The 23,919-nt window shown below is 68.4% G+C and carries 24 protein-coding genes; 9 read left to right on the forward strand and 15 right to left on the reverse strand.

Annotated features, from left to right (window positions below; genetic code table 11):
- Positions 1 to 69: 69 nt before the first annotated feature.
- A complete protein-coding gene (locus C457_RS09100; RefSeq protein ID WP_008093931.1) occupies positions 70 to 1,014 on the forward strand; it encodes an NAD-dependent epimerase/dehydratase family protein in 945 nt (314 codons plus the stop codon).
- Positions 1,015 to 1,053: 39 nt separating this feature from the next.
- On the opposite strand, the gene C457_RS09105 is transcribed toward C457_RS09100, so the two are convergent.
- From C457_RS09105 to C457_RS09120, 4 genes are all read right to left on the reverse strand, one after another.
- Entirely contained in the window at positions 1,054 to 1,263 is a 210-nt protein-coding gene (locus C457_RS09105; protein WP_004040881.1) for a hypothetical protein, read from the reverse strand.
- A 78-nt stretch (positions 1,264 to 1,341) separates the two neighbouring features.
- Positions 1,342 to 1,713 (reverse strand): cupin domain-containing protein, encoded by a 372-nt coding sequence (locus C457_RS09110; RefSeq protein ID WP_008093937.1) that lies wholly within the window; start codon positions 1,711 to 1,713, stop codon positions 1,342 to 1,344.
- 65 nt (positions 1,714 to 1,778) lie between these two features.
- Positions 1,779 to 2,369, reverse strand: a complete 591-nt coding sequence (locus tag C457_RS09115; RefSeq protein WP_008093938.1) for an HD domain-containing protein — start codon at positions 2,367 to 2,369, stop codon at positions 1,779 to 1,781.
- A gap of 3 nt (positions 2,370 to 2,372) precedes the next feature.
- On the reverse strand, positions 2,373 to 3,098 hold the full coding sequence (locus C457_RS09120) for an EthD domain-containing protein (protein WP_008093939.1): 726 nt from the start codon (positions 3,096 to 3,098) through the stop codon (positions 2,373 to 2,375).
- Between the two features lie 100 nt (positions 3,099 to 3,198).
- Between C457_RS09120 and C457_RS09125 the strand changes: the two genes are divergently transcribed.
- Positions 3,199 to 4,473 carry a M24 family metallopeptidase gene (locus C457_RS09125; protein WP_008093940.1) on the forward strand — a complete coding sequence of 425 codons (1,275 nt, stop codon included), beginning with the start codon at positions 3,199 to 3,201 and terminating at the stop codon, positions 4,471 to 4,473.
- Between the two features lie 222 nt (positions 4,474 to 4,695).
- On the opposite strand, the gene C457_RS09130 is transcribed toward C457_RS09125, so the two are convergent.
- The 5 genes from C457_RS09130 to C457_RS09150 form a co-directional block, all read right to left on the reverse strand.
- Positions 4,696 to 6,303, reverse strand: a complete 1,608-nt coding sequence (locus tag C457_RS09130) for a hydantoinase B/oxoprolinase family protein (protein WP_008093941.1) — start codon at positions 6,301 to 6,303, stop codon at positions 4,696 to 4,698.
- A complete protein-coding gene (locus C457_RS09135) occupies positions 6,300 to 8,315 on the reverse strand; it encodes a hydantoinase/oxoprolinase family protein (protein WP_008093942.1) in 2,016 nt (671 codons plus the stop codon). Before C457_RS09135 ends, C457_RS09130 begins: the two co-directional genes overlap by 4 nt.
- Entirely contained in the window at positions 8,315 to 9,532 is a 1,218-nt protein-coding gene (locus tag C457_RS09140) for an Nramp family divalent metal transporter (RefSeq protein ID WP_008093943.1), read from the reverse strand. Before C457_RS09140 ends, C457_RS09135 begins: the two co-directional genes overlap by 1 nt.
- Positions 9,533 to 9,717: 185 nt before the next feature.
- Positions 9,718 to 10,263: a ribbon-helix-helix protein, CopG family gene (locus C457_RS09145; protein WP_008093944.1), complete on the reverse strand. Its 546-nt coding sequence runs from the start codon at positions 10,261 to 10,263 to the stop codon at positions 9,718 to 9,720.
- A 146-nt stretch (positions 10,264 to 10,409) separates the two neighbouring features.
- Positions 10,410 to 12,608, reverse strand: a complete 2,199-nt coding sequence (locus tag C457_RS09150) for a PAS domain S-box protein (protein WP_008093946.1) — start codon at positions 12,606 to 12,608, stop codon at positions 10,410 to 10,412.
- A 182-nt stretch (positions 12,609 to 12,790) separates the two neighbouring features.
- Between C457_RS09150 and C457_RS20320 the strand changes: the two genes are divergently transcribed.
- Genes C457_RS20320 through C457_RS09165 form a run of 4 tightly spaced genes read left to right on the forward strand, consistent with a single transcriptional unit; the run spans position 12,791 to position 16,150 of the window.
- Positions 12,791 to 12,940 carry a hypothetical protein gene (locus C457_RS20320; protein ID WP_158545703.1) on the forward strand — a complete coding sequence of 50 codons (150 nt, stop codon included), beginning with the start codon at positions 12,791 to 12,793 and terminating at the stop codon, positions 12,938 to 12,940.
- 24 nt (positions 12,941 to 12,964) lie between these two features.
- Positions 12,965 to 13,663 carry a DUF4129 domain-containing protein gene (locus tag C457_RS09155; protein WP_008093947.1) on the forward strand — a complete coding sequence of 233 codons (699 nt, stop codon included), beginning with the start codon at positions 12,965 to 12,967 and terminating at the stop codon, positions 13,661 to 13,663.
- 20 nt (positions 13,664 to 13,683) lie between these two features.
- Positions 13,684 to 15,672 carry a DUF58 domain-containing protein gene (locus tag C457_RS09160; RefSeq protein WP_083864269.1) on the forward strand — a complete coding sequence of 663 codons (1,989 nt, stop codon included), beginning with the start codon at positions 13,684 to 13,686 and terminating at the stop codon, positions 15,670 to 15,672.
- Complete coding sequence (locus C457_RS09165; RefSeq protein ID WP_449271576.1) at positions 15,653 to 16,150, forward strand: DUF7519 family protein; 498 nt, start codon at positions 15,653 to 15,655, stop codon at positions 16,148 to 16,150. Before C457_RS09160 ends, C457_RS09165 begins: the two co-directional genes overlap by 20 nt.
- Before the next feature lie 30 nt (positions 16,151 to 16,180).
- Here the strand turns inward: C457_RS09165 and C457_RS09170 are convergent, their stop codons facing one another.
- Together C457_RS09170 and C457_RS09175 are read right to left on the reverse strand one after the other, a co-directional pair.
- A complete protein-coding gene (locus C457_RS09170) occupies positions 16,181 to 16,993 on the reverse strand; it encodes a hypothetical protein (RefSeq protein WP_008093953.1) in 813 nt (270 codons plus the stop codon).
- A complete protein-coding gene (locus C457_RS09175) occupies positions 16,986 to 17,375 on the reverse strand; it encodes a DUF7575 domain-containing protein (RefSeq protein ID WP_394295175.1) in 390 nt (129 codons plus the stop codon). Before C457_RS09175 ends, C457_RS09170 begins: the two co-directional genes overlap by 8 nt.
- Before the next feature lie 148 nt (positions 17,376 to 17,523).
- On the opposite strand from C457_RS09175, the gene C457_RS09180 reads away from it, so the two are divergent.
- Both C457_RS09180 and C457_RS09185 read left to right on the forward strand, forming a co-directional pair.
- Positions 17,524 to 17,730: a hypothetical protein gene (locus tag C457_RS09180; RefSeq protein ID WP_008093957.1), complete on the forward strand. Its 207-nt coding sequence runs from the start codon at positions 17,524 to 17,526 to the stop codon at positions 17,728 to 17,730.
- 81 nt (positions 17,731 to 17,811) lie between these two features.
- Positions 17,812 to 18,411: a TetR/AcrR family transcriptional regulator gene (locus tag C457_RS09185; RefSeq protein WP_008093959.1), complete on the forward strand. Its 600-nt coding sequence runs from the start codon at positions 17,812 to 17,814 to the stop codon at positions 18,409 to 18,411.
- Positions 18,412 to 18,451: 40 nt separating this feature from the next.
- On the opposite strand, the gene C457_RS09190 is transcribed toward C457_RS09185, so the two are convergent.
- Positions 18,452 to 19,174, reverse strand: a complete 723-nt coding sequence (locus C457_RS09190; RefSeq protein WP_008093961.1) for an SDR family NAD(P)-dependent oxidoreductase — start codon at positions 19,172 to 19,174, stop codon at positions 18,452 to 18,454.
- A gap of 158 nt (positions 19,175 to 19,332) precedes the next feature.
- On the opposite strand from C457_RS09190, the gene C457_RS09195 reads away from it, so the two are divergent.
- Positions 19,333 to 20,316 carry a DUF1028 domain-containing protein gene (locus C457_RS09195; protein WP_008093962.1) on the forward strand — a complete coding sequence of 328 codons (984 nt, stop codon included), beginning with the start codon at positions 19,333 to 19,335 and terminating at the stop codon, positions 20,314 to 20,316.
- A gap of 122 nt (positions 20,317 to 20,438) precedes the next feature.
- Here C457_RS09195 and C457_RS09200 read toward each other — a convergent pair whose 3' ends face one another.
- The 3 genes from C457_RS09200 to C457_RS09210 form a co-directional block, all read right to left on the reverse strand.
- Positions 20,439 to 20,921, reverse strand: coding sequence for a DoxX family protein (locus C457_RS09200; protein ID WP_008093963.1), 483 nt, complete (start codon positions 20,919 to 20,921; stop codon positions 20,439 to 20,441).
- Between the two features lie 183 nt (positions 20,922 to 21,104).
- Positions 21,105 to 22,742 carry a Mur ligase family CapB protein gene (locus tag C457_RS09205; protein WP_008093964.1) on the reverse strand — a complete coding sequence of 546 codons (1,638 nt, stop codon included), beginning with the start codon at positions 22,740 to 22,742 and terminating at the stop codon, positions 21,105 to 21,107.
- Positions 22,739 to 23,905, reverse strand: coding sequence for a poly-gamma-glutamate biosynthesis protein PgsC/CapC (locus tag C457_RS09210; protein WP_008093965.1), 1,167 nt, complete (start codon positions 23,903 to 23,905; stop codon positions 22,739 to 22,741). Before C457_RS09210 ends, C457_RS09205 begins: the two co-directional genes overlap by 4 nt.
- Between the last annotated feature and the right edge of the window lie 14 nt (positions 23,906 to 23,919).

Consider the following 23,919-nt stretch of genomic DNA (forward strand, 5'->3'; position numbering starts at 1 on the left):
GTCCGCTCCCCGGGAAACACTTTTCTCGCGCGCAGGTAGAACTACGATATCATGTCAGCATCGACCGTGATGGTTACGGGCGGGACCGGGTTCATCGGCTCGTACGTCGCGTCGGACCTCGTCGCGGCCGGCCACGACGTAGTCGCCTACGACCGCTCGACCGACCCGCGCATCCTCGACAGACTCGGCGTCGCCGACGACGTGACGATACGCCGCGGCGACGTAACCGACCCGACCGACGTGTTCCGGGGGGTGCGAGAGACCGGCACGACGCACATCGTCCACCTCGCGGCGCTCCTGACGACGACGGCGCGGGAAAACCCGCGGGCCGCGCTCGACGTGAACGTCCAGGGGACGAACAACGTCTTCGAGGCGGCGCGCGCCCTCCCCGAACAGGTCGAACGCGTCGCGTGGGCGTCGTCGGCGGCGGTGTACGCCCCGCCCGCGAACTACGGTGGCGACTTCGTGACCGAGTCCGACCTCGTCTACCCCGACACGCTCTACGGAGCGACCAAGGAGTACAACGAGCACCAGGCCCGGGTCTATTACGAGGACTTCGGCGTCTCGCACGTCGCGCTCCGGCCGACGGTCGCCTACGGCCCGTACCGCGAGACCGGCGGGTCCGCGTTCCTCGCCAACATCGTCGAAAAGCCGGCGCTCGGCGAGCCCTTCAGCGTCGACTACGGCGACCAAGTTATCGACTGGCAACACGTCCGCGACATCGCGCAGGCGTTCCGCAAGGCAACGTTCGCCCCCGAAGACGACCTCACCCAACGCGTCTACAACGTTCGCGGGGAGTTGGCGACGATTCGCGAGGCCGCGGAGACGGTACGGCGACTCCTCCCCGACGCCGACCTCACGGTCTCCGACGAGGGCGAACTCCCGTGGACCCAGGAACTCGACATGGCGAAGGCGCAAGCCGACCTCGGCTACGACCCCGAGTACGACCTCGAAACCGGGTTCCGCGACTACCTCAACGTGCTTCGGAAGGAACACGGATTGGAGCCGGTCTGAGCCGAGAGCCGACGGGCCGAAACGCCGCCGTGGAGTCGGTCACGGCCGCCGAGCGTCGTCGGCGCCCTCGGTCTCGGGACCGTCCAGCAGGTCGCGGATATCGTCGGGCGACAGCAGGTCGACGAGGCTCTCGCCCGAGTCGTAGCGCTCGCGCTCGTCGGGCGTGAGATAGTCCGCGAGGTCGCGTTCTGTGAGCAGTTCCTCGAGTCTGTCGTCGAGGTCGTCCGGGTCGTAACCGGGGATGACCATATCACCGGATTGTCGCGAGCACCCTTATAACACGGCACTCGTCGCGTTTCCGACGAATGCCGAGCGCGAGCCGCCCGCTCACTCCACGACGACGCCGTCGTCCTTCGCGTTCGGCGCGCCGACGACGAACACCTCGCCGTCCTCGACGCAGCGCAGTTGCCGAACCTCGTCGGACGAGACGACCACGAAGTCGCCCGGTTCGAGGTCGAGCACGTCGGTCTCCTCGCCGTCGTCGCCGGCGAAGGCGAGTTCGAACGCGCCGGAGAGAACGTGATACAGTTCCTCTTGTTCGCGCTGGTAGTGCATCGGTCCCGACCCGCCCGCGTCGAACGACCAGACCGACGGGCGCATCTTCCGCGGGCGAAGCTCGTAGCCGACGGCCTTGACTCGGGCGTCGGCGTTCTCCACGTCGTGCGGTTCGAGGTCGGCGAGGTTGACGCGCTCGTACATCGGCGCGAGCTACGAAGCGCGGGGTAATAGGTATGCTGACGAGTGTCGCGGCGGTTCGCGTCGGACTACTGGGTCTGGGAGTACCGCTCGACCCACTCCTGTAGGCTGATTCCCATCGCGGACTGCGTGATGGCGTTCGAGGACGCCGAGTTCGCGCTCTTGACGAGTTCGGCTTCGAGCGTCCGGGTCGGAATCTCGCCGATGAAGTGGGGGATGGCGCGCTGGACCGCGAGCGGGCAGCCGACCTCGTGGGCGAGGGCGTAGCCCGAAAGCGAGTGCGGAATCTCCCCGCTGGCGTACTCCGGGTCGGGGTCGTCGAGCACGTCGTCGTCGACGAAATCGACGTACTCGTAGCACTTGCCCACGTCGTGGAGGAGGCAGGCCGCGCGGACCACGTCGAACTCCGGGTCCGCGCCATGGAAATCCCGCTGTTCCTCGGCGGCGCGGACGGCGATTCGCGTTACGCCGCGGACGTGCTCGACGTTCGTCACCTCGTGGATGTTCCACGCGTAGGGGATGTCGTCGATGTCGCGCCAGCCGCCGCGGGCGAGACCGAGACACCACGCCTCGACGACTCGCTCGCGGAGGTCGGCGTCCTCGATGTCGGCGAGTTCAGGGAAGGCGGCCTCGACCTGCGCGCGGTAGTCGTGCGACATCGCTCAGCGGCCCCCAGTCACGTCTTTCTGGACCGTCTCGCGGCCGACGAACCGCGGGCGGTCGCCGATGGAGAGGAAGTTGTCAACATCTTCGCGGGGCGCTTTCGCCTTCGGGTGGTCGGGGTCGTAGTCGCGCGAGGACTCGTGGCCGAGGCCCGCCCGAAGCGCGTCGAGGCTCTCGAAGTAGAGTTCGGCGACGCCGTCGAACTCGGCGCGTTCGGGGTCGGTCGGGACGACGCGGGCGTACCGGACCACGCCGGGAATCTCGCGGGCGAGGAGGACGTGGGTGTTCGCCCAGTGGTCGAGGAACTCGTCGTGGCTCATCCCGTCTTTGCGGACGAGAAACGCCGAGTGCTTGTAGAGTCCCGTCGTGTCGCCGCCGGTCTCGTCTTTCTCGACGACCTCCTCGCCGATGATTCGGGGGCGTCGCTCGACGTCGAGAAAGTTGTCCACGTCGTCTCTCGCCGCTTTCGCCGTCCCCTTCGCGGGGTCGTAGTCGCGCGAGCCCTCGCTGCCGAGCGCGTCGTGGAGCGCGCCGAGGTCGTCGAAGTACAACTCCGCGAGACCGTCGAACTCGGAGACCTCGGGGTCGACCGGAACCACCGTCTGGTAGCGGACGACGCCCTCGATGTCGCGGGCGATGGGCGTGTGATTGTCCTGCCAGTACGTGACGAACTCGTCGTGACTCATCCCCGCCTTGCGGACAAGCAGGGCTACGTGCTTGTACATGCGTACACCTGCCGATTCACGTATAAGACAATAAATCATGAGGTACGCTCGCACTGCCCATCTACAACAAATTAATGTGATAGTCACGAGTGGTGGGCGTATGCCTTTCCACGAGCGGGGGTTCATGAGCGGGACCCGCGGGACGATGGCCGTCGACTGGGAACAGCGCATCGACGTGAAGCGGATGCGCGAGGAGCGGAAGGACCGCGCTCTCTCGCGGATGCGCGAGGCGGGCCTCGGGAGCATGCTCCTCATCGACGACCCGAACATCCGGTACGTGACCGGGTTGGCGATGACCGGCGGGTCGGGTGCGGACCACTACTCGCTGCTTCTGGAAGACGGTACGGTCGTCCACTGGGACACCGCCGACCACGCGAGCAACCAGCGATACAACTGCCCGTGGCTGACCGACGTTCGCTACGCCTGTCCCGGGCTGGGGAACGTCCCGCGGGCCTCCGGCCGCGACTCGGCCCGGTCGTTCCTCCTCGACAAGATGGCCCAGACCGTCGTCGACGCCCTCGACGAGTACGGCCTCGCCGACGAGGCGATGGGCATCGACACCGGCCACGCGGGGCTGCTCGACGCCTTCGAATCGAAGAATATCGACACCCGACCCGCCGAGTGCGCGGCGGTGATGGAGGACGCCCGAAAGACGAAGACCGAAGACGAAATCGAGTGTCTGCGGCAGGTCGCGGCCGTCTGCGAGGCGGGCTTTCAGGCCATCGCCGAGAACGCGAAGCCGGGCGCGCGGGAGTCGGAGGTGTGGGGCGACGCCGTCCGCGAACTCTGGCGGCACGGCGCGATGGCGCAGGGCGGCTACCTCACGTCGGGGCCGAACACGTGGCCGAAGCATCAGGCGAACACCACGGACCGACTGATTCGCCCCGGCGACCTCGTCTACGCCGACTTCTACAACGTCGGCTACCTCGGCTACCGCTCGTGTTACTACCGGACCTTCTCGATGGGCGAACCGACCGACGAACAGCGCGACGCCTACGAGACGGCCCGCGACAACCTCTACGCCGTCCTCGACGAAATCGAGCCGGGGAAGACCACCGACGAAATCGCGGCGGCGTTTCCGGACATGGCGGGCGAACACGCCGACTGGTACGGCGCGGACGACCACTGGCAGTTGACGACCAATCACTGGGCCCACGGCCTCGGGCTTCAACTGTACGAAGTACCGCTCATCTGGCGCGGCCTCTCGCCGGACCATCCCATCGAAATCGAGGAGGGGATGACGATGGCCGTCGAAACCCAAGAGCCGGCGGGGAGACAGGGCGTCCGCGTCGAGGAGATGGTCGTCGTCCGCGACGACGGCGTCGAGCTCCTCAGTCAGTGGCCCGTCGAGGAGATAACGGTTATCGAACACTGATTCCTGACACGATAAGCGGACCACTCACAAATTTTAAAAATTGTAGAATTTGTTACTCGAGCCCATCTAAGCACGCGTCCATCGGGCCACAGCTCGTCAGGAGAGAGTACAACCCGAATATCGAACCGTTTAGTCAGCAGTGTGTGATTTCTATGGCGACTGATTACGCCGGCGCGGGGACTCCCCGTGTCCCCTCGCCAGAGCCCAACTGACCGGCCGACGCTAGTCCGCTTTTCCGTCCTCGCGGTCCCGGCGGCGTGCATCGTCATCGCGGTCGGCGGGGTCGCCGTAGCCGCCGCCGCCCGGCGTCCGAACCGTGACGGTCGTGCCGGCGGCCACGTCGCGGGTCGTCTTCGACGGAACCGCCTCGCCGTCGACGAGGTTCTGTCCGGTCGCTCCGTCCTCGCCGCCGGCGATGCCGCGAGGGGCGACCCGCCGGCGCTCGGTGAGAAGCGAGACGGTCGCGTCGGCTTCGACCGTGACCGACCGGACGATACCGAGACCGCCGCGGAACTCACCGCGGCCGCCGCTTCCCTCGCGGAGGCCGTACGCCTCGACGAAAAGCGGGTACTCGGCTTCCAGCGCCTCGACCGGCGTGTTGAGCGTGTTCGTCATCCCGACCTGCACGCCGTCCATGCCGTCGCCGCCCGCGCGGCCGCCGAAGCCGCCGCCGATAGTCTCGTAGTAGGTGAAGCCGTCCGAACCGCCGGCGCGACTGCCGATGGTCAGGTTGTTCATCGTCCCCTGTCCCTGCGCGGGGACGCGCTCGGGGGCCGCGTCGGCGAGCGCCGCGAAGACCACGTCGGTCACGCGCTGGCTGGTCTCGACGTTGCCGCCGACGACCGCCGCGGGGGCGTCGGGGTTGAGGAGCGAGCCGTCGGGGACCTCGACCGAGATGGGGTCGTAACAGCCCTGGTTCGGCGGAATCTCGGGGTCGGTGACGCAGCGAACGACGAAGTACACCGCGCTTTTCGCGACCGCCAGCGGGGCGTTGACGTTGCCGGCGACCTGGTCGGCCGTCCCCGCGAAGTCGAACTCGACGGTGTCGCCGTCGACCGTCGCGGTCACCTCGATGGGGATGTCGTCGTCGGTCACGCCGTCGCCTTCGAGCACGTCGCGGGCGCGGTACTCGCCGTCGGGCAGGTCGCGCAGTTCCGCGGTGACGCGGTTCCGGGAGTAGTCCATCACGGCGTCGAACGCCGCGAGAACGCGGGACCGGCCGTGTTCCCCGACGAGGTCGGCCAGTCGCTCCTCGGCGCGCTCGTTCGCCGCGATTTGGGCGCGGATGTCGGCGCGACGCTCGCCGGGGTTGCGGACGTTGGCGAGGAGCAGCGACAGCACGTCGTCGTTGGTCTCGCCGCCGGCGACGAGTCTGACCGGCGGGAGTCGAAGCCCCTCCTGATAGATTTCGCGCGCGCCGGCGGGCATGCTGCCGGGCGTCATCCCGCCCACGTCGGCGTGGTGCGCCCGCGAGACGGCGAAGCCGAGCACCTCGCTGTCGACCGAAAGCGGCGACACCATCGTCACGTCGGGGAGGTGCGTCCCGCCCTCGAAGGGGTCGTTGAGGACGAACACGTCGCCCGGTTCCGGGCCGTAGTCGAGGACCGTGTCGACGGCCTCGGGCATCGCGCCGAGGTGGACCGGGATGTGTTCGGCCTGCGCGACGAGGCGGCCGTCGGCGTCGAACAGCGCCGTCGAGCAGTCGCGGCGCTCCTTGATGTTCGGCGAGTACGACGAGGTGATGAGCACCTGTCCCATCTCCTCGGCGACGCTCTCGAACTGGTTGCGCATGATTTCGAGCGTCACGGGGTCGACCTCGCAGTCGCTCATTCGCCGTCACCCCCGCTTGTCAGGACGAGCGTCCCGTCGGCTCCGACCGTCCCGCCCCACGCCGGAGGCACGACGACGGTGCTCTCGTGCTGTTCGAGGATGGCCGGCCCCTCGACGGTCGTCCTCGCGCCGAGGCCGTCGCGGTCGTAGACGGGCGTCTCTCGGAACTCGCCGTCGAAGAAGGCCTCGCGGGTGTCCTTGCGGGCGTCGCCGCCGCCGCGGTAGGTCACGTCGAGCGGGTCGCGCTCGACCACGGCGGTCGCCCGGACGTTGACGAGTTCGACCGGATCGTCGAGGCGGTAGCCGTAGGCGCCCTCGTGGGCCCCGTGGAACCGCGCTTCGACCGCCTCGGCGTCGAACGTCTCGCCGACGGGGACGGTCAGTTCGAAGCTCTGACCGACGTACCGGAGGTCGGCGGCGCGCCGGACCGCCGCGTCGTCGGGGTCGGCCACGTCTTCGAGCGTGTCGGCTTCGAGGTCGGCGTAGGCGGCGTCGACCGCCCCGGCATCGAGGCCGGAGAGGGGTCGGCGGAGCGTCCGCACCGAGTCGTGTTTCTGGTCGGCCGCGAGCAGGCCGTACGCCGAGAGGACACCGCAGGCCCGCGGGACCACCACGGTCTCGATGTCGAGGCTCTCGGCGAGGGCGGCGGCGTGCATCGGCCCGGCACCGCCGAAGGCGACGAGGCCGAACTGCCGCGGGTCGCGGCCGCGCTCGACCGTCACGGCCCGAATCGCCCGCGTCATGTTGGCGTTGGCGACGCGGTAGACGCCGCGGGCGGCCGCGAGCGCGTCGTCCAGACCGGCCTCGTCAGCGAGCCCGGAGAGCGCGTCGCGGGCGGCGTCCACGTCGAGGGAGAGTTCGCCGCCGAGGGCGGAACTGCCGCCGATGTAGCCGAGGACGACGTTCGCGTCGGTCACGGTCGGTTCGGTCCCGCCGCGGCCGTAGCAGGCCGGGCCGGGGTTCGCGCCCGACGAGCGCGGCCCGACGCGGAGCGCGTTGCCCGAGTCGACCCACGCGACGGACCCGCCGCCCGCGCCGACGGTGTTCACGTCCACCATCGGCGTCTTGATGGGCCGGCCGTTGATTTCGGCGTCAGTGGTCCGCTCGACCTCGCCGTCGCGGACGAGGCTCACGTCGCTGGAGGTGCCGCCCATGTCGAAGGTGACGAGCCCCGCGAGGTCGTCGGCGGAGTCGGTCGCGGTCTCCGCCGCGCCGACGACGCCCGCGGCCGGGCCGGACATCGTGGTCGTCACGGCGTGCTCGCGCACGGTCGAGGCCGGGGCGATGCCGCCGTTGGCCTGCATGATTTTGGGAACCGGGACGCCGAGGTCCGCGGCCCGCGATTCGAGGCGGCCGAGATAGCTGTCGATAGCGGGCGTCACGTAGGCGTCGACCGCGGTGGTCGAGGTACGCTCGAACTCGCGGAACTCGGCGAGCACCTCGTGGGAGGCGGAGACCGGCGCGTCGAGTTCCTCGCGGAGCACGTCGGCGACGACGCGCTCGTTTTCGGGGTGCTGGTAGGCGTGTAAGAGCGAGACGGCGACGCTCTCAGCGCCGCAGTCGCGGATGTCGTCGGCCAGCGCGCGGACCTCGCGCTCGTCGACTTCGGTCTGAATGCCTTCGACCGTCGCGCGCTCCGTCACCTCGAACCGACGGCGTCGCGGGACGAGTGGGTCGGGCTTGTCCGCGGTCACGTCGTAGAGGTCGGGGCGGGCCTGTCGGCCGATTTCGAGCACGTCGCGGAAGCCCTCGGTGGTGACGAGCGCGGTCTTCGCGCCGTCGTCTTCGAGGAGCGCGTTCACGGAGACGGTCATCGCGTGGGTGAACGCGTCGACCTCGGCCGGGTCGACGCCGGCGTCGTCGCAGGCCTTCTCGATGCCGCGGACGACGCCGACGCTCTGGTCGTCCGTGCTCGGGACCTTCGCGGTGACGAGGCGGCCCTCGGGGGTCAAAAGCGCCACGTCGGTGAAGGTGCCGCCGACGTCGACGCCGATTCGTGTCTCGGAGTCCATCAGAACACCCCCATATCGGCGGCGACCGTATAGAGCGTTCGGAGGCCGAGCCAGACGACGACGAGCGTCACCAGCCCGCCGACGACGTTCTGGAGCGTGGAGTTGGCGTACGACCCGAGGATGTCGCGGTCGTTCATCACGTAGATGAGGAAGACGGCGACGATGGGCAAGAGGACGCCGTTGGCGACCTGCGCGAAGACGATGGCCTGCACGGGGCTGTAGCCGACCGCGGAGAAGACGATGCCGACGAGCAAAATCGAGCCCCAGACGGCGCGGAACTTCGTGGACTTGAGGTCGGTGTCCCAGCCGAGCGCCCCCGCCGTCGCGTACGCACCGGCCAGCGGGGCGGTCGTCGCGCTGGTGAAGCCCGCGGCGAACAGCCCGATACCGAAGAGCACCTTCGCCTGCGTGCCGACGAGGGGTTCGAGCTGTTCGGCCATCGTGCTCACGTTCTGGATGTTCGTTCCGACGGGAAACGCCGCCGCGGCGGTGACGAGAATCGAGATGGTGATGAACCCGCCGAGGACGATAGAGAGAATCGTGTCGGCCCGCGACTCGTTCAACTCCTCGGGGCCGGCCCACCGCTCTTGGACGCTCCCGGCGTGGAGAAAGAGGTTGTAGCCGACGACGGTCGTTCCGATGAGGCCGGTGATGAGGAACGCCGACCCCTCGGGGACGCTCGGGACGAACCCGCGGGCGAGCGCACCGAGGTCGGGGCCGATGAGGATGGCGTCGATGAGGAAGGAGACAGCCATGACGGAGACGAGTCCGACGAGCGCCTTCTCGATGAGTTTGTACTTGCCGGACCACAGGAGGACGCCGGCGACGAGGCCCATCGCGGGCCCCCAGAGGTTGGCGCTGATGCCGGTCAAGCCCTCCAGTCCGGCCGCGCCGCCGAGGATGTTCCCGGTCTCGTAAGCGGCCGTGCCGACGCCGATGGCGCTGACGACGAGGGCGATGCTCAGCCCCGACAGCACGGGGCTATCGAACTGGCTGCGGAGCGCCTCGCCGAGTCCCTCGCGGGAGACGAGGCCGAGTCGGGCGCTCATCTCCTGGAGGACGATGGTAGCGATAATCGAGAAGGCGATAGTCCAGACGAGCGCGTAGCCGAATCGCGCGCCCGTCACGCTGGCGGTCGTGACCGTTCCGGGGCCGATGAACGCGGCGGCGACCATCGCGCCCGGACCGATAGATTTCAGACGTTCGATGAAGTTCATGGTTCTCCCTGTGAGGTGGATTGACGTATCAAACTCTGATTGATAAATCCCGGTTGAGAACGTCGTTTACGCCGGGAAGAGTGCGTATGAAGGTGTGTGAACGAGTATGAAGTCAGCGGCGGGTGTGGACCGGTGACCGGTTCGGGGGACTAGCGACCGGGTCGGGTCCAGGTCGAATGCGACCCTCACCGGACCTCGGTGAGAAGCACTTTCGAGACGCCCTCTTCGACCTCGATATCGAACGGGGACTGCTCGGTGCTGAGCGCGATGAACCGCGACATGAACCACTTGACGGACTCGGTAGGAAAGACGACGTGGAAGGTGTCGCCCTCGGAGGCGCGGACCGTGAGAAAGCCACAGAACGACAGCCAATCGAGGAGTTCGCCCAGCGATTCGAACCGGTCGCGGTACTCGTGGGCGTGGAACGCCGCCACCCGGTCGACGGCGTCGAGGAACGCGGGGTCCGGGTCGCCGTCGTCGCCCTCCACGTAGTCGAGAAACGTGTGCAGGAAGTCCACGTCGAGGAGGACGTGCTCGCCGCTCGACAGCATCTGGTGGTAGGCTTCGAGGTTCGGCCCGGCGTCGGTCGTCGCCGCCTCGAAGTTGGCCGCGTAGAAGACGAGCGCCTCGCGGACGAGTTCGCTCTGCGCCTTGTCGGTCCGACCGGTAAGGCCGTCGAGCGCCGACTGGGCGTCCTCGTCGAGCGACACCGTGATGCGATTCGTGACCATGGGTGTCTAACTCTCGGAGGGGTTCTTAAGGATGTGCGGACGGCCGTCGCGAGCCGCGAACGAGTGACGAACCGGGACCAGTCGTCTAAAAAGTGTGAAGATTTTAGAAATTGTAATCGGCGACGCGGGTGTCAGCCGTCGCCCCGCTATCGCTGGGCGGGCGGTCTCGCGGCCGTCGCCGACTCGATGAAGACGAACCGCGCGCCCCCGGTCGAACCGTACTCCGCGGCGGGCGTCCAGTCGTGGGCGGCCGCGATTTGCTTGACGATGGCGAGGCCGAGACCGCCGCTGCGGCGTTCGCTCACGCCGGCTTCGAAGCACTCGTGGGGGGGCGTGCCGTCGGGGAAGCCCTCGCCGTCGTCCTCGACGAAGAACCCGCTTCGGGTCCGGCCGGCCGTCACGACCACGTCCTCGCCGCCGTGGACGACGGCGTTCTCGAACAGGTTTTCGAGGAGCTGTCGGAGTCTGCTCTCGTCGGCCGCTATCGTCCGCGACGCGCCGCCGTCGGTCCGGTCGAACCGCAGTTCGGCGTCGGCGGTCGGGACCGTCTCCCACGCGCGTTCGGCCACGCGCCGGAAGTCGAGGGGCTCCGGCTCGGCGACCGCATCACCCTGCGAGGCGAGCGCAGTCAGGTCCGAGAGCAACTCCTCGACCCGGTCGAGGCTCTGTCCGAGCTTTCGAAGGTCCTCGGCGTCCGCGTCGCCGGGCGACTCGGCGACGATGTCGAAGTAGCCCCGCGCGGTCGCCAGCGGGGTCCGGAGGTCGTGAGAGACGACGCGCGTGAACTCGCTGAAGCGCTCGTTCTGGCGTTCGAGCAGGCGCTGGCGGGCGTTGTGCTCTGTCACCTCGCGCTGGAAGCCGATGTAGTTCGTGACGCTCCCGTCGTCGCCGTGGACCGGCGTTATCTCGGACTGGTTCCAAAACGGCGTCCCGTCGCGGCGGTAGTTGAGGAGTTCGACGCTGCACGGCTCTTCGTCGGCGATGGCCTCGCGGAACCGCTCGCAGTCCTCTTCGGCGGTGTCCGGTCCCTGCAGGACGCGGTGGTTCTCGCCGAGAACCTCCTCGGCGTCGTAGCCGGTGAGGTCCTCGAAGGCGTCGTTGGCGTAGACGATGGGACAGTCGTCCTCGCTCGGGCCCGTGATGGTGATGCCGACCGAGGCCTCGTCGATGGCGCGGCGCATCAGCGACAGTTCGGCCTCTTGCGCCAGTCGCTCGGAGATGTCCCGGAGGATGCCCGTCGTGCCGACGACCTCGCAGCCGTCGTCGTGTAAGAGCGTGAGGTGACACTCCATGGGCACGCGGTCGCGGCCGTCGCCGTCAGCCGCGAGGAGTTGCGTCTCGAAGGTGAGCCGGTCGGTCTCCGCGCCGTCGCCGAGCGACGCCCGGAGCGACTCGTAGGTCTCGTAGTCCGCGTCGGGGAGGTACGACGAGAGGTGCGAGCCGAGGACGCGTTCGCGGTCGTGGCCGACGAGGTCGACGAACGCGTCGTTGACGTACTCGAAGCGGTCGTCGGAGTCGAGCGAGTAAACCGGGTCGCCCGCGGCGCGGATGATGTGCTCGTCGCGGGCGAGCTCGTCCCGGCGCGCCCGCTCGCCGGAGATATCTCGGAGGATACCGACCGAGCCCCGGAACGCCTCGCCCTCGTAGGGGAGATAACCCATGTGGTCGCGGCACGGGACTACCTCGCCGTCGGCCGTCCGTATCTCGATTTCGAACTGGGTCGTGTCGGGGCCGCGCGACGAGAGAATCTCCCCGAGTTCGTCGGCGGCCTTCTGCACGTCTTCGTCGCCTTTCACGAGCTCCGGGCCGCGCCCGAGAATCTCGTCGACGGCGTAGCCCGAGAGGTCCGCGAAGGCGTCGTTGACGTAGGTGAAGCGGCCGCGCTCGTCGACGACGTAGACGGGGTACCCGAGGGCCTCGAGGACGGTCTCGTAGCGCTCCGCGCGACGGGTCGCCCGGTGTTCCGAGACGCTGTTTTCGATGCGGTTGACGAGCAGTTCGTACTGCTCGGAGGAGGGCTGTTTCTGCAGGTAGTCGGTGACGCCCGCGGAGATGGCGTCGCTCGCGACCTCCTCGCTCCCCTTGCCGGTAAAGAGGATAAAGGGGAGCGAGTCGTGTTCCTCGCGGACCGTTTCGAGGAGTTCGACGCCGGTCATCGCCGGCATGTCGTAGTCGCTGACCACGCAGTCGATATCAGAATCACGAACGATATCGAGCGCGGCCTCGGGGTCAGCACAGGTCGTCACCTCGAACGAAGAGAGCTTTCGGAGGTACGTCTCGCCGAGGTCCAAGAGCGCCGAATTGTCGTCAACATAGACGATGTGCGGTGATTTCGAGATCGTCATCGGTAGTTATCAAATGGTAACTCCCGAGGCGACACATAGGTTCGACCTCTATAGTTAGGGAGCGGTGTGATTTCGGATGTGATAACGATTCGCCAATGGCACGAGGAAAAACAGCTGGTCAAACCCCGACTTCGGGAAGGACCACCGTGGGATTTTTAACAACAGATTGAACTTTCTAGGGTATGTCCTCCGTTACGAACTCCCTCCCTCGCGTCTCGACGGACGGCGTCGAACGGTTCCTCACGGCCCTCCTCGCCGGGCTCCGCGGAACGTACGCCCTCGGAGCGGCTACTAGTGGCATCGTCCTCATCGGACTCGTCGCGAGGCGGTGACGACCCGACACAGTCCGCACACCCATGCGTACCTCCCACGTCGCCGCCCTCGCCGTCACCGCGTTCGCGCTCGTCACCCTCGGCCTCGCCGCGGGGTCGTTCGACGCCGCGAGACCGGATGGACCGGCCGTCTCGGAGTCAGCCGACGGGTCGGTAGCGCTCCGCGAGCAGTCGGGGTCGAGCAGGCAATCTGACCGCCCGGACCGACCCTCAGTCGGTCGACTGGTACTCCCAGACGACGGCGTACTCGGCAGTCTCGGGGAGCAGTCGTCACCGGCCGGCGGACTGCGCTCGCGCCTCGTCGTCGGGGGCGCACTCGTCGTCGGTGCGGTGGTGCTCGTCTTCCGCCGACTCACCGACGACGACGCGCGGGCGTCCGAGACGACGAAGGAGCGGGGAGGCACGGACCACAAACCGTCGGAACGGAACGCGCCGGCGCCGTCCGACTGGGGCGGCCCGCCGGCGAACGGCGTCTCCCGCGCGTGGTTCGCGATGGTATCCGCGCTCGGCGCGGCGGCCACCCCGCGACAGACGCCAGCCGAACTCGCCCGCACGGCCGCCGACGCCGGCTTGCCCGCGGGCACGGTCGGGTCACTCACCGAGCTGTTCCGCGCAGTTCGGTACGGCGGGAAGCGGCCGACCGACGAGCGCGAGCGACGGGCTGAAGACGCGCTCGACGCGCTGCGGCGAGACGAGAACTGGCCGGGCGGGCGCGAACCGTGAGCCGCGCTCGCCGCGGGCTGTTGGTCGTCGGCCTCGCGTCGGGCCTCGTCGGCGTACTGCTCGTCGCCTCCCCGGGCGTCGCCCGCGGCGTCTCACTCACGGGGGCCGCCCGAACGGTGCCCGTCGCCGTCGTCGGCGTCGCCGCCGCCGCCCTCGCCGCCCGCTCGCTGTTGGACGCTCGCAGAGGAAACGCCGCGGGCGACGGCGAGAGAAAGGCGACCACCTCAGGCGCGTTCCCCTCGCCGGAGCGTCGTCCGCGCTACGACCCGCCGGGGACGGAGTTTGCCCGTCGAGTGGACGCAATCGGGTGGACCGACCGGCGCGACGCGGAGCCGGCGAACCGCCGGGAGCTCCGCGACGACCTCCGGAACGCGGCGACGAGCGCGCTCTCGCGGGGTTCCGGGCCGAGCCCGAGAGAGGTCGAAAGGCGGCTCCGCGACGGGAGTTGGACGGACGACCCGCTCGCGTCGGCGTTCTTCGCCGGCGACCTCGTCCCGTCGCTGTCGCTCTCGGGGTACGTCCGCGCGCTGGTCCGCGGCGAGCCGCCGTTCGCTCGTCGGGCGGGTCGCGCCGCCGCCGCGCTGTCGAAGCGGGCCGGGGCGGGCGACATGACACCGGCCCCGTCGGCAGACGTTCGGGTGGCGTTCGGGGACGAACCCGCCGTGCGGACGAGCCGATATCTCCCGGACGGCGAGGAGAGCCGCGAACGCGAGTCGGCGACTGACCGGGTCCGCGGCGTGACCGCCGCAGCGCTCGCAGTCGGCGGGCTCGGAATCGTCACGCTGCGACCGGGGCTGCTCCTCCTCGCGCTGTTCGGAATCACCGTCTCGGGGTACGCCCGCGCGGTCCCGGCCCCGTCGCGGGCGGTGGCGGTCGAAAGAGCGGTCAGCGACGCCGAACCCGCGGTCGGCGACGAGGTCGAGGTGACCCTTTCGGTTCGGAACGTCGGCGACGCGACGCTCGCGGACCTCCGACTCGTCGACGGGGTTCCGCCGGGGCTCGCCGTCGTCGACGGGTCGCCAAAGTTCGCGACCGCGCTCCGACCGGGGAAGCGTGCGAGCGTCACGTACACGGTCGAGGCCGCCCGCGGCGACCACGCGTTCGACCCGGCGCTCGTCGTCACGCGCGACGCCCTCGGGGTACGCAAGCGGGAAACGCTCGTCGACACCGAGACGACGGTTTCGTGTCGCCCGCCGGCGCAATCACTTCCGGGTGGCGCTCCCGCGAGAACGACGACGCGAGCGGGGCGGTCGCGGTCGGACGCCCCGGGGCCGGGCGTCGAGTTCCACTCCGTCAGAGAGTATCGACCGGGTGACCCCCCATCCCGAATCGACTGGAGACGGAAGGCCAAGACGGGGGAGTTCTCGACGGTGGCGTTTCACGAACACCGACGCCAGCGAGTGCTGGTCGTCGTCGACGCGCGGGCCGAGGCCTACGTCGCATGGGATGGCGGGGGCGATGGCGACGGCAACAGCAACGGTGAGCCGGTCGTCCAGCGGGGCGTCGCCGCCGCTGCCGCCCTCGTCTCTCGCTTCCGCTCCGCGGGCGTCCCGGTCGGTCTCGCGGCGCTCTCACCGCGGTCCTGTCGGTTCCCGCCCGGCCGCGGCGGCGACCACCATCGCCGGCTTCAGGAAGCGCTGGTGGCCAGCCCCGCGCTCGGATGGGTGCCTCCGGACGGCGAGGTGGACGCGTCCGCGGCGGTTCGCGAGATTCACCGGCGAGTGCGGGCGGACACGCGGGTCGTCTTCGTCTCGCCGCTCTCCGACGACGCGAGCGTGACCGCCGCGCGGCGGTTCGACGCACACGGGCACCCCGTTTCGGTTCTCAGCCCGGACCCAGCGGCTCGGACGCGCGCTCGTGGCTACGAGTCCGGATACGCGTCGCTCGCAAGGGAACGACGGCTGCGGCGGCTTCGAGCGGCCGGTATCCCCGCGAGCGATTGGGACCCGACCGAACCGCTACGGGAGGTGACGCGCAGTGGTCAAAGCCGTGCCACGACGTCCAGATAGCGCCCCGCCGCTCCGAAGTAGCGGCGGTGCGCTCGCGGCCGCGATCGGTGCGGCCGTCATTACCGCGGTCTCGGTCCCCGCGCTCGCGATGGGCGCGCTGGGAGTGCTCTCGCTCGCCGGTGCACTCACGTTCGGCGTCGAGTCGGCCTACGCGCCGGGCATCGCGCTCCTCGCGGGGTCAGTCGTGCTCGCGGGCGTCTTGGGTCTGACACCGCCGTTCCTGCTCGCGGCCGCGTTCCTCGTACTCCTCGCGTGGGACGTGGGGAAACACGGGTTCGGCATCGCGCGGGAGGTCGGGCGGGAGCCCTCGACGTTCCGAATCGAGGCCGTCCACGGGCTGAGCAGCGCCCTCGTGTATGCGGCCGGTGCGACGCTCGGCTACGGGATATACGCCGGCGTCACCGGCGGACGGTCGGTCGTCGCGCTCCTCGCGCTTCTCGTCGGGTCCGTGGCGCTCCTGTTCGCGTTGCGGACGTGAGGGGTCGTCGAGAGCGAGGGCGGAGCCCAGTCACTCCGGTCGACCGACGGACGCGCGTAACACGGACCGGTCGACGGACCCGGGAAGCTCCCGCAGGGCGTCGAGCGCGTCATCCCGCCGCCGCGCTGCCCGTTCCCGGAGAAGCGACTCGTCGCACTCGGGCGGGGAAACCGCGGTTGCGGCGGGGTCGGACTCGCAGATACGACGGAGTTGACGCGCAACGCTGGCCTCGCGACCGACGCGGCCGAGCAGTCGGCGCTGGGGCTCGTCCGCGTCGGCGAGCATCGAGCCGAGAGCGGACGCGGTCTCGCCGAGCCGACCGGCCGTGTCCTCGCAGTACGAGACCACCTCCGCCTCGGTCCGAACCGGGGCCCGCTCTGCGGAGCGGAACGTACCGACGAGTCCCCGGGCCGCCTCGTTGAGCCGTTCGACGCACGAACCGAGGTGCGACGAAGAGACCGAGCTAATCGAGGAGTAGGCGGCCGCGTGGAGGTAGTCGCCGGCGAGGAGCGCCGCCGTCGAGTCCATCGTGAGCGAGTGGGCGCGAGCGTCCGAGAGCTGGACGAGCAGTCGGCCCCGAACACGGTAGTACCCCCACAGGAGCTCGACCGCTGACCCCGCGGCGCGCACGGAGCTAGCGTCGACGGCGTCGTCGGTCTCAGAGACGGTGTCGACCGTGTCGGCGAGGAGGTTAGCGTACCACGGCGTCTCGGACTCTTCGACGACCTCGCGAGCGGTCGCCGCCGCCGACCCGTCCAAGCCGTCGAAGAGCGACCGGAAACGGGATTCGACGGTCGAATCGGCGTCAGACGAGCGACCCGCCGCGTCGGTCGCGTCAGTCACGTTCGAGCCCCCCTTCGGCGGCGTCAGCCTCGGCCTCGGAACCGGGTACCGAATCGAGTTCGGTCGCACACCACTCACAGAACTCGAGCGACGGGTCGGCGGTGCGTCGACAGTTCGGACAGACCCGGCCGTCGCGGCTCCCGGACCGCCTCGACGCGCGGTTCTGGGCGCGGGCGACCACGTACGCGTCGATAGTGGCGAGGAGAGTAACGACGAACAGCGGCGCGGCGCTCCAGAAGTCACCCGCGCCCCGCAGGTACGTCGTGACCACATCGGGACCGCTCAGAGAGCCGACGCCGAGGAGGACGACGGCCCACGCGAACGCGCGCTTCCAACGGCGGAGGGACAACTGTCCGAGCCCCGCAACGAACGACGAGAGCAGCGCGGCGAGAAACGGGTGCTTGACTGTCCGTTAATTCATATATTGAATTTTTGTTCAGCCACGTATAGCGATTCTGGTCGCCGAACCGCGGTACCGCTACCGATAGCTTAAATATTGAATTGATATTCAACAGCGCCGTGGACACACCATGAACGACACAACAACGCGGAGGTATCTCGCGATTGGCGGACTGAGCGCGGTGCTCTCGCTTTTCGTCCTCCCTATCGCGGGGGTCGTCTCGGTCTACAGCGGCTACAAGGTACACGGGCACACGAAGAACATCTACAGCTATCTGCTGGCCGGGGCGGGGTCGCTCTCGGTGCTGTTCTGGGTGGCCTACCTGATTCGGGTCTGAGCGCGGTCGTCGGCGAGTCATCCCGCCGCCGCCCGCGACGACCCGAAAGCGACACTTCCGTCGAACGCGAACCGCCGGGATATGACGCAGGACGGTCGCGCCGAGGAGTTGGAGCCGGCGAAGCGGCGTATCATGGAAGCGACAGACAGGGCGCTCCGGAAGCACGGCTACGGAAATCTGACGATTCAGCACATCGCCGACGAGTTCGAAAACAGCAAGACGCTCCTGTACTACCACTACGACGGGAAAGACGAGCTGCTCGTCGACTTCCTCGACTACGTCCTCGCGCGGTTCTTGGACGGCCTCCCGCAGGGGGACCGCACGCCCAGAGAGGAACTGGAAACGCTCGTCGACGCGCTCCTGCCCGAGACGCTCTCGGAGGAGGCCTACCGGCTCCAACTGTCGATGTTCGAGCTTCGGGTGAACGCGCCGCACGACGAGAACTGCCGCGAGGAGTACCGCCACGTCGACGCCGAACTCACGGAGCTGCTGCGGGACATCCTCGTCCGCGGCGTCGAGGCGGGCGAGTTCGAGGTCGCCGACCCCGAGGCCGAGGCCGAGCTGTTTCTCTCGATTCTAACCGGGACGCGCGCACGCCGGCTGACGGTGTTCGAACCCGACGAGTCCATCGAGTCGCTCCGGGCGGCTATCGAGTCGCACATCGACCGCATCTCGGTGTAGCCCGCGCCGAGGCGTGCGGCCGGGTCGCGGTCGCACCGGTTCAGGCCAGTTTACCGCCGTCGACGGGAAGCGCGTGGCCGTTGACGAACGACGCGTCCTCGGAGGCCAACCACGCGACGACGCTCGCAATCTCCTCCGGTTCCGCCATCCGTCCGAGGGGCTGTTCCGCGGTGATGGCCTCGACCGCGCCGGGGTTCGCTTCGAGCGACCGCTCGACCATCGGGGTCCTGACGACGCCCGGACACACCGCGTTGACGCGGACGCCCTCCTCGGCGTACCGCACGGCCGCTGACTTCGTCAATCCGACCACGCCGTGCTTGCTCGCGACGTAAGGTTCGCTCCCGTCGGCGGCGAGTCCGGCGATGGACGAGGTGTTGATAATCGAGCCGCCGCCGCCTTCCATCAGCGCCGGGAGCTCGTGTTTCATGGCCAGCCAGACGCCGGTGAGGTTGATTCCGAGCACTCGGTCCCAGTTCTCCCGCGACTGCTCCGGAAGCGGGTCGTTGTCGCCCTCGATTCCCGCGTTGTTGTGCGCGATATCGAGGCCGCCGTACGTCTCCCGGGCCGTCTCGACCATCGACCGCACGTCGTCGGCGTCGGTGACGTCGACCGCGACGAACGTCGCGTCGCCGCCGTCCGCCTCGATTTCGGAGACGACCTCGCGCCCGCGCTCGGCGTCGATATCGCCGAGCACCACGTTCGCACCCTCGTCGGCGAGCCGCTTGGCGCTCGCGCGCCCGATTCCGCTACTCGCACCAGTCACGACCCAGTCTTGCCGTCTAATCGGTCTGCCATACCTTGCTGAATATTTTGTCAATATATAAATATCGAGATGAGGAAGCGACATTCGAAAATCGCTCGTCACCGTCCATCCCGCCGGGACGTGAACCCTTATTCGCCCGGCGTCCGTCGGTTCCGACCATGACACCGCGACCGTCGACCTTCTCGATCGTCGCCCGCGACCCCGAACAGGACGCCGTCGGCGTGGCCGTCCAGTCGAAGTTCGTGAGCGTCGGTTCCGTCGTCCCGTTCGTCAGCGCGGACGCCGGCGCAGTCGCCACCCAGAGCTTCGCGAACGTCGCTTACGGCCCCGACGGATTGGACCTCCTGCGCGAGGGGCATTCGGCCGAGGAAGTCGTCGCCGAACTGACCGACGCCGACGACGAGGCCCCGAGCAGGCAGGTCGGCGTCGTAGGGGCGGACGGGAGCATCGCGGCTTTTACCGGCGACGAGTGTTTCGACGTGGCCGGCGACATCCAAGGAGAGCACTACACCGTCCAGGGGAACATCCTCGAAAACGAGGCGACGCTCGAAGCGATGGCCGAGGCGTTCGAGACGACCGACGGCGGCCTCCCCGAGCGCCTGCTCGCGGCGCTCCACGCCGGCAACGACGCCGGCGGCGACAAGCGCGGCGAGCAGTCGGCGTCGATGTACATCGCCAAGCCCGAGGGCGGCTACGACGGCGGCAACGACCGCTGGGTCGACGTTCGCGTCGACGACCACGACCACCCGATAGACGAGCTCGAACGCGTGTTCAAGCTGTACGACATCACGCTCTTGGAGCGCGAAGCGCCCGAGGAGACCCGGTCGCTATCGGGTGAGACGGCCGAATCGGTGCTCGAAACGTTATCCGACCTCGGCTTCTACGACGGAACGCCGAGCGGCGAGTTCGGCGACGAGGCCGTCGCGGCGCTCGAATCGTTCCGGGGCATGAACAACTTCGAGAACCACTCGCTTTCCGTCCTCGAAGACGCCATCGCTCGCGGCTGGGACGACGTCGACGGTGCGGAAGCGGCGAAACAAGACAGTTCTTCGAATGGGGACGACGAGACGAGCGAACTCGACGGAGAAGCACGGCTCATCGAGGCGATTTGGCAGGGCCTCAGCAGGCTCGACAGGAAGTAATCGGAGAAAAGCAGTCTCGTCGTTCGTAGTGTTCTTTCGTTCGCCGAAGCGCGCCGGGTGCGGTGGAGTTGGTGGGTCACCGCGGCGCACCGACACGGCCGCGAGGGGGAAGGATATCCCGCTCAGCCGAGGAGGTACTGGAGCGCGGGGCGCTGGCGGACGAACTCCATCTTCTCGATGATGGCGTCGAGGCCGAGGATACGGCCCGCTGCGAGGGTGCCGACGATGGCGAACATCATCAGCCCGAACAGGTCACCGTTGACCACGCCGTGGGCCCAGTCGGCGTTCCCGAGGTAGAAGAACACCATCAGGACGCCGCCGAAGAAGGCGGCGAGCCGGACGAGTGCACCCACGATGAGCCCGAGACCGATGAGCGTCTCACCGACGGGAATCATGAAGTTCGTGAACTCGAGGAGCCACGGGGTCGCGGCGGCCCACGCGAAGAAGCCCTGCAGCGGCGAGGCGGCGGGGGCGTTCGCGAGGTAGCCCGCGGCGCTGAAGCCGCCGAGCTTCGTCACACCGGCGTGGAAGAACCAGTAACCGGTGATGAGGCGGGTCAGCACGAGCACGTAGCCCGTGACGCCCTGCGAGTAGTCGAAGTCCATCCTGTTCCCCAGCATCTCGATTTGTGAGTTAGCGGCCATTGTCTTTCACCTAACAAGTGAACGGACGACCCCCCATAGCATATAAAGAGAGCGTGATTTCCGAATCTAAGGAATCGAGAACGACCGAAATCGAAAGTGTGAGCCACGATACCGTCCGGTTCGGTCGTCGTTCGAACTCTAAACTCAGCTGTCGGTCGAGTCGAGCACGGTGTGGCTCGGGACCGCCGCCACGGAGTCCGCGCCCTCGGCGACCGTCGTATCTCTGTACGCCACGATTCGCTCGGCGATGGCGCCCTCCATGTCGCGCATGAAGTCGTCGACGGTGTTGCCCATCAGGACGACCGGGTCGCCCTCGGCGAGCATCTCGTCGAGGACCACGCCGGCGTCGTCGTCGGGGGGGTGTTGCGTTGTGGGCACGTCAACGGCGCGGGCGAACGCGCCGGTCTCTGCGCCGCCGACCCTGACGCGGTCGATGCAGTCGCGCTCGGCGAGGAGGTTCACGTACTCGGCGAACGAAGCCGTCCGCCCCCGGCGGTCGATACGAAGGTAGACGAACGGGAGGATTTGCTCGTCGTCCTCAGTGAGCGCGCGGCGGACGAGTTCGGTGCTCTCGACGTCGTTGACCTCGGCGGCGTTGTAGACGCGGCCGCCGGGGACGCGCGACCATTCGGGTTGCATCGCGTCGAGGTAGGCGTCGAGTTCGCCCGCCGGGAGCGGGTCTTCGCCGAGCCACTCCAACACGGCGTCGATGGCGTGGACGGTCTCCGCGCCGATGAGGTCCGCGTGGCGCGGCGGGACCTCGACCTGCTCGATGGTCGCGCCGCGATGTTCCAGTTCCTCGCGCATGTAGTCGTGAATGGCCGGGTGTTGCTCGCCGCTGATGACGTGGGTGTCCGCCGGGACCGCCCGGGCGAGCGACCGAGCGATGTCCTGTCGTCGCCGACCGAGCGTGTCGTTGTGGTCGTTTCGGACGTTGGTCAACACGAGCACGTCGGGGTCGACGAACGTCCGGTTGACGAGCCCCGTCGTGTACTCGGTAATCGCCTGATTCTCAAAGATGCCGATGTCGTCTGGGGCGTAAGCGTCGAGTTCGGGGGCGAACTCGCCGATGACGTTGATGTTCTCGTAGAGCGTCGTCCGCGGACCGAGCCGCGAAATGGGGTAGACTTCGCCGTTGTGGATGATGACGGGGTAGTTGCCCGTTATCTTGGTGAACGTGTCGTAGCCCCGGCGGTTGAACACGTCGTCGAGACGGCGGGTCGTCGAGGACTTCCCGCGCGACCCGGAGACGACGATTCGGGTGTCGAAGCGGTCGAGTGCTTCGCGGTGGCGGCGGCCGCGGGAGAGTTCCGAGAGCAGTTCGCGTATCGACGGCAGGCCGACCCGAACCGGGTCGGGGTCGGCCTGCCAGTCGTGCTCCGCGCCGACCATGAACACCGGGAGTGCGCCCTTCGCGACCGCGACGAACCGCGTAATCGACTCGCGGGCGGCGTCCTCGGAGGGATACTGCTGGGCGCTGTGTGCGAGCGTCTCGTCGTCAGTCTCCAGTCGCCAAACCCAGTCGTGTCCGTCGGCGGCGTACTCGCCGGCGGCGTCGGGGTAGCGCTCGGTCACAAACGCGGCCGATCGAACTGCCGGTCCCGCGAAAGTCGCCGCAGTGTCACTCTCACCGACGGCGCTTCTGACGCGGTCGACGGCCATCCGGGCGTCTTTCGAGCGGTCGTAGTGGCTCCCGCAGTGGGCGACCGGTTCGCTCCCGTCACGGAGCCGCCAACACCAACCGAAGCCGCGGCCGTAGACCTCGAAGGCGGTGTCGCTCACGAGCCGTCACCTCCCGAGAGCACCGACGCCGAGAGCACGGCGTCATCGTCCGGTTGCCGCACGGTCTGGACATACGCGGAGGCGAACGCGCCGAGCGTGACGACGACCCCGGCGGTGACCACCGGCACCGACAGCGTCTGCGGGAAGCCGTTGGGTCCGGGGGCTGCGAGCGCGCGGACGAGAAGCAGCATCGGGACGAACACGGCGAGTTGGATCGGGGCGACGAGTCGCCGCTCTTTCGGCGCGGTCGCGTGAGCGTTGTACGCCATGACGCCCGCGACGACGCCGACGAAGAACGCCGCGAGCCCGCGCGAGATGGGGAGCAAGACGGTGAACCCGAGAGTAACGACGACGGCGAACGCCGACCCCGTACCGAGGAGCACCCGTCCGTACCGGAGCGTCCGGCGGTGGACGGTCGTAATGCAGAGATACGACAGCGCGACGACGACGACGTAGAGAACGAACAACCAGCGGCTCTCGACCGTGAACACGGCCACGAGTGCGGCGGCGATGACGCCGGTCCGCACGTCGAACTGTGAGCGAAGCCACTCGGCGGCGAGCATCCCGACGACGAGCACGAACACGAGACTCTGGCGAGGCATGAGCGACGACTCGGGCGAGCCGGGCACGACCGCACCGCGGAGGACCGCGATTTCGGAAGTCTCGCTGAACAGCACCGCGGGCGTGAGCCCACCGACGGCCCGCGCGATTCCCGGCGAAACGAGCGCCGCGCCGACGGCCACGAGGCCGGCGAAGACGACGAGCGTCGCGAGCGCGTCGTTCCGGCGGTGGCCCGGTTTCATCTGGTGGTAGTTGTACGCAGCCAGCCCCGGAAGGATGCTGCCGACGAAGGCAATGTTTCGAACGTCCCCCGAGAACTGAGAGAGCGTCGCCAACAGCGTCACCGGAATGAGCGTCCCGACGAGAATCGCCGCGAGGAGTTCGCTGCGGCCGTAAATGAGTGTCCGGCGCTTCAAGAAGTCGAGCCCGACGTACGCGAGCAGGGTGCTCAGGAGGAACACCGGGAACATCGCGAAGTTCTTGAGTGTGTAGACGGCGAGCACGCCAAGCGTAATCGTGCCGCCGAGTCGGTAGCCGCGCAGTTGGGTTACGCCGGCGACGACGAGGAAGCCGAACGCAGCGACGAGAGTGGCGATTAGCATGACGAGACACCGTG

Origin of the sequence: Haloferax prahovense DSM 18310, assembly GCF_000336815.1 — an archaeon.
GTDB classification, from domain to species: domain Archaea; phylum Halobacteriota; class Halobacteria; order Halobacteriales; family Haloferacaceae; genus Haloferax; species Haloferax prahovense.

What these genes read in the sequence shown, in the direction of transcription:
- C457_RS09100 (WP_008093931.1), top strand. Translation starts at nt 70, where the DNA reads ATGGTTACGGGCGGGACCGGGTTCATCGGCTCGTACGTCGCGTCGGAC.
- C457_RS09105 (WP_004040881.1), bottom strand. Translation starts at nt 1,263, where the DNA reads ATGGTCATCCCCGGTTACGACCCGGACGACCTCGACGACAGACTCGAG.
- C457_RS09110 (WP_008093937.1), bottom strand. Translation starts at nt 1,713, where the DNA reads ATGTACGAGCGCGTCAACCTCGCCGACCTCGAACCGCACGACGTGGAG.
- C457_RS09115 (WP_008093938.1), bottom strand. Translation starts at nt 2,369, where the DNA reads ATGTCGCACGACTACCGCGCGCAGGTCGAGGCCGCCTTCCCTGAACTC.
- C457_RS09120 (WP_008093939.1), bottom strand. Translation starts at nt 3,098, where the DNA reads ATGTACAAGCACGTAGCCCTGCTTGTCCGCAAGGCGGGGATGAGTCAC.
- C457_RS09125 (WP_008093940.1), top strand. Translation starts at nt 3,199, where the DNA reads ATGCCTTTCCACGAGCGGGGGTTCATGAGCGGGACCCGCGGGACGATG.
- C457_RS09130 (WP_008093941.1), bottom strand. Translation starts at nt 6,303, where the DNA reads ATGAGCGACTGCGAGGTCGACCCCGTGACGCTCGAAATCATGCGCAAC.
- C457_RS09135 (WP_008093942.1), bottom strand. Translation starts at nt 8,315, where the DNA reads ATGGACTCCGAGACACGAATCGGCGTCGACGTCGGCGGCACCTTCACC.
- C457_RS09140 (WP_008093943.1), bottom strand. Translation starts at nt 9,532, where the DNA reads ATGAACTTCATCGAACGTCTGAAATCTATCGGTCCGGGCGCGATGGTC.
- C457_RS09145 (WP_008093944.1), bottom strand. Translation starts at nt 10,263, where the DNA reads ATGGTCACGAATCGCATCACGGTGTCGCTCGACGAGGACGCCCAGTCG.
- C457_RS09150 (WP_008093946.1), bottom strand. Translation starts at nt 12,608, where the DNA reads ATGACGATCTCGAAATCACCGCACATCGTCTATGTTGACGACAATTCG.
- C457_RS20320 (WP_158545703.1), top strand. Translation starts at nt 12,791, where the DNA reads ATGTCCTCCGTTACGAACTCCCTCCCTCGCGTCTCGACGGACGGCGTC.
- C457_RS09155 (WP_008093947.1), top strand. Translation starts at nt 12,965, where the DNA reads ATGCGTACCTCCCACGTCGCCGCCCTCGCCGTCACCGCGTTCGCGCTC.
- C457_RS09180 (WP_008093957.1), top strand. Translation starts at nt 17,524, where the DNA reads ATGAACGACACAACAACGCGGAGGTATCTCGCGATTGGCGGACTGAGC.
- C457_RS09185 (WP_008093959.1), top strand. Translation starts at nt 17,812, where the DNA reads ATGACGCAGGACGGTCGCGCCGAGGAGTTGGAGCCGGCGAAGCGGCGT.
- C457_RS09195 (WP_008093962.1), top strand. Translation starts at nt 19,333, where the DNA reads ATGACACCGCGACCGTCGACCTTCTCGATCGTCGCCCGCGACCCCGAA.
- C457_RS09200 (WP_008093963.1), bottom strand. Translation starts at nt 20,921, where the DNA reads ATGGACTTCGACTACTCGCAGGGCGTCACGGGCTACGTGCTCGTGCTG.
- C457_RS09210 (WP_008093965.1), bottom strand. Translation starts at nt 23,905, where the DNA reads ATGCTAATCGCCACTCTCGTCGCTGCGTTCGGCTTCCTCGTCGTCGCC.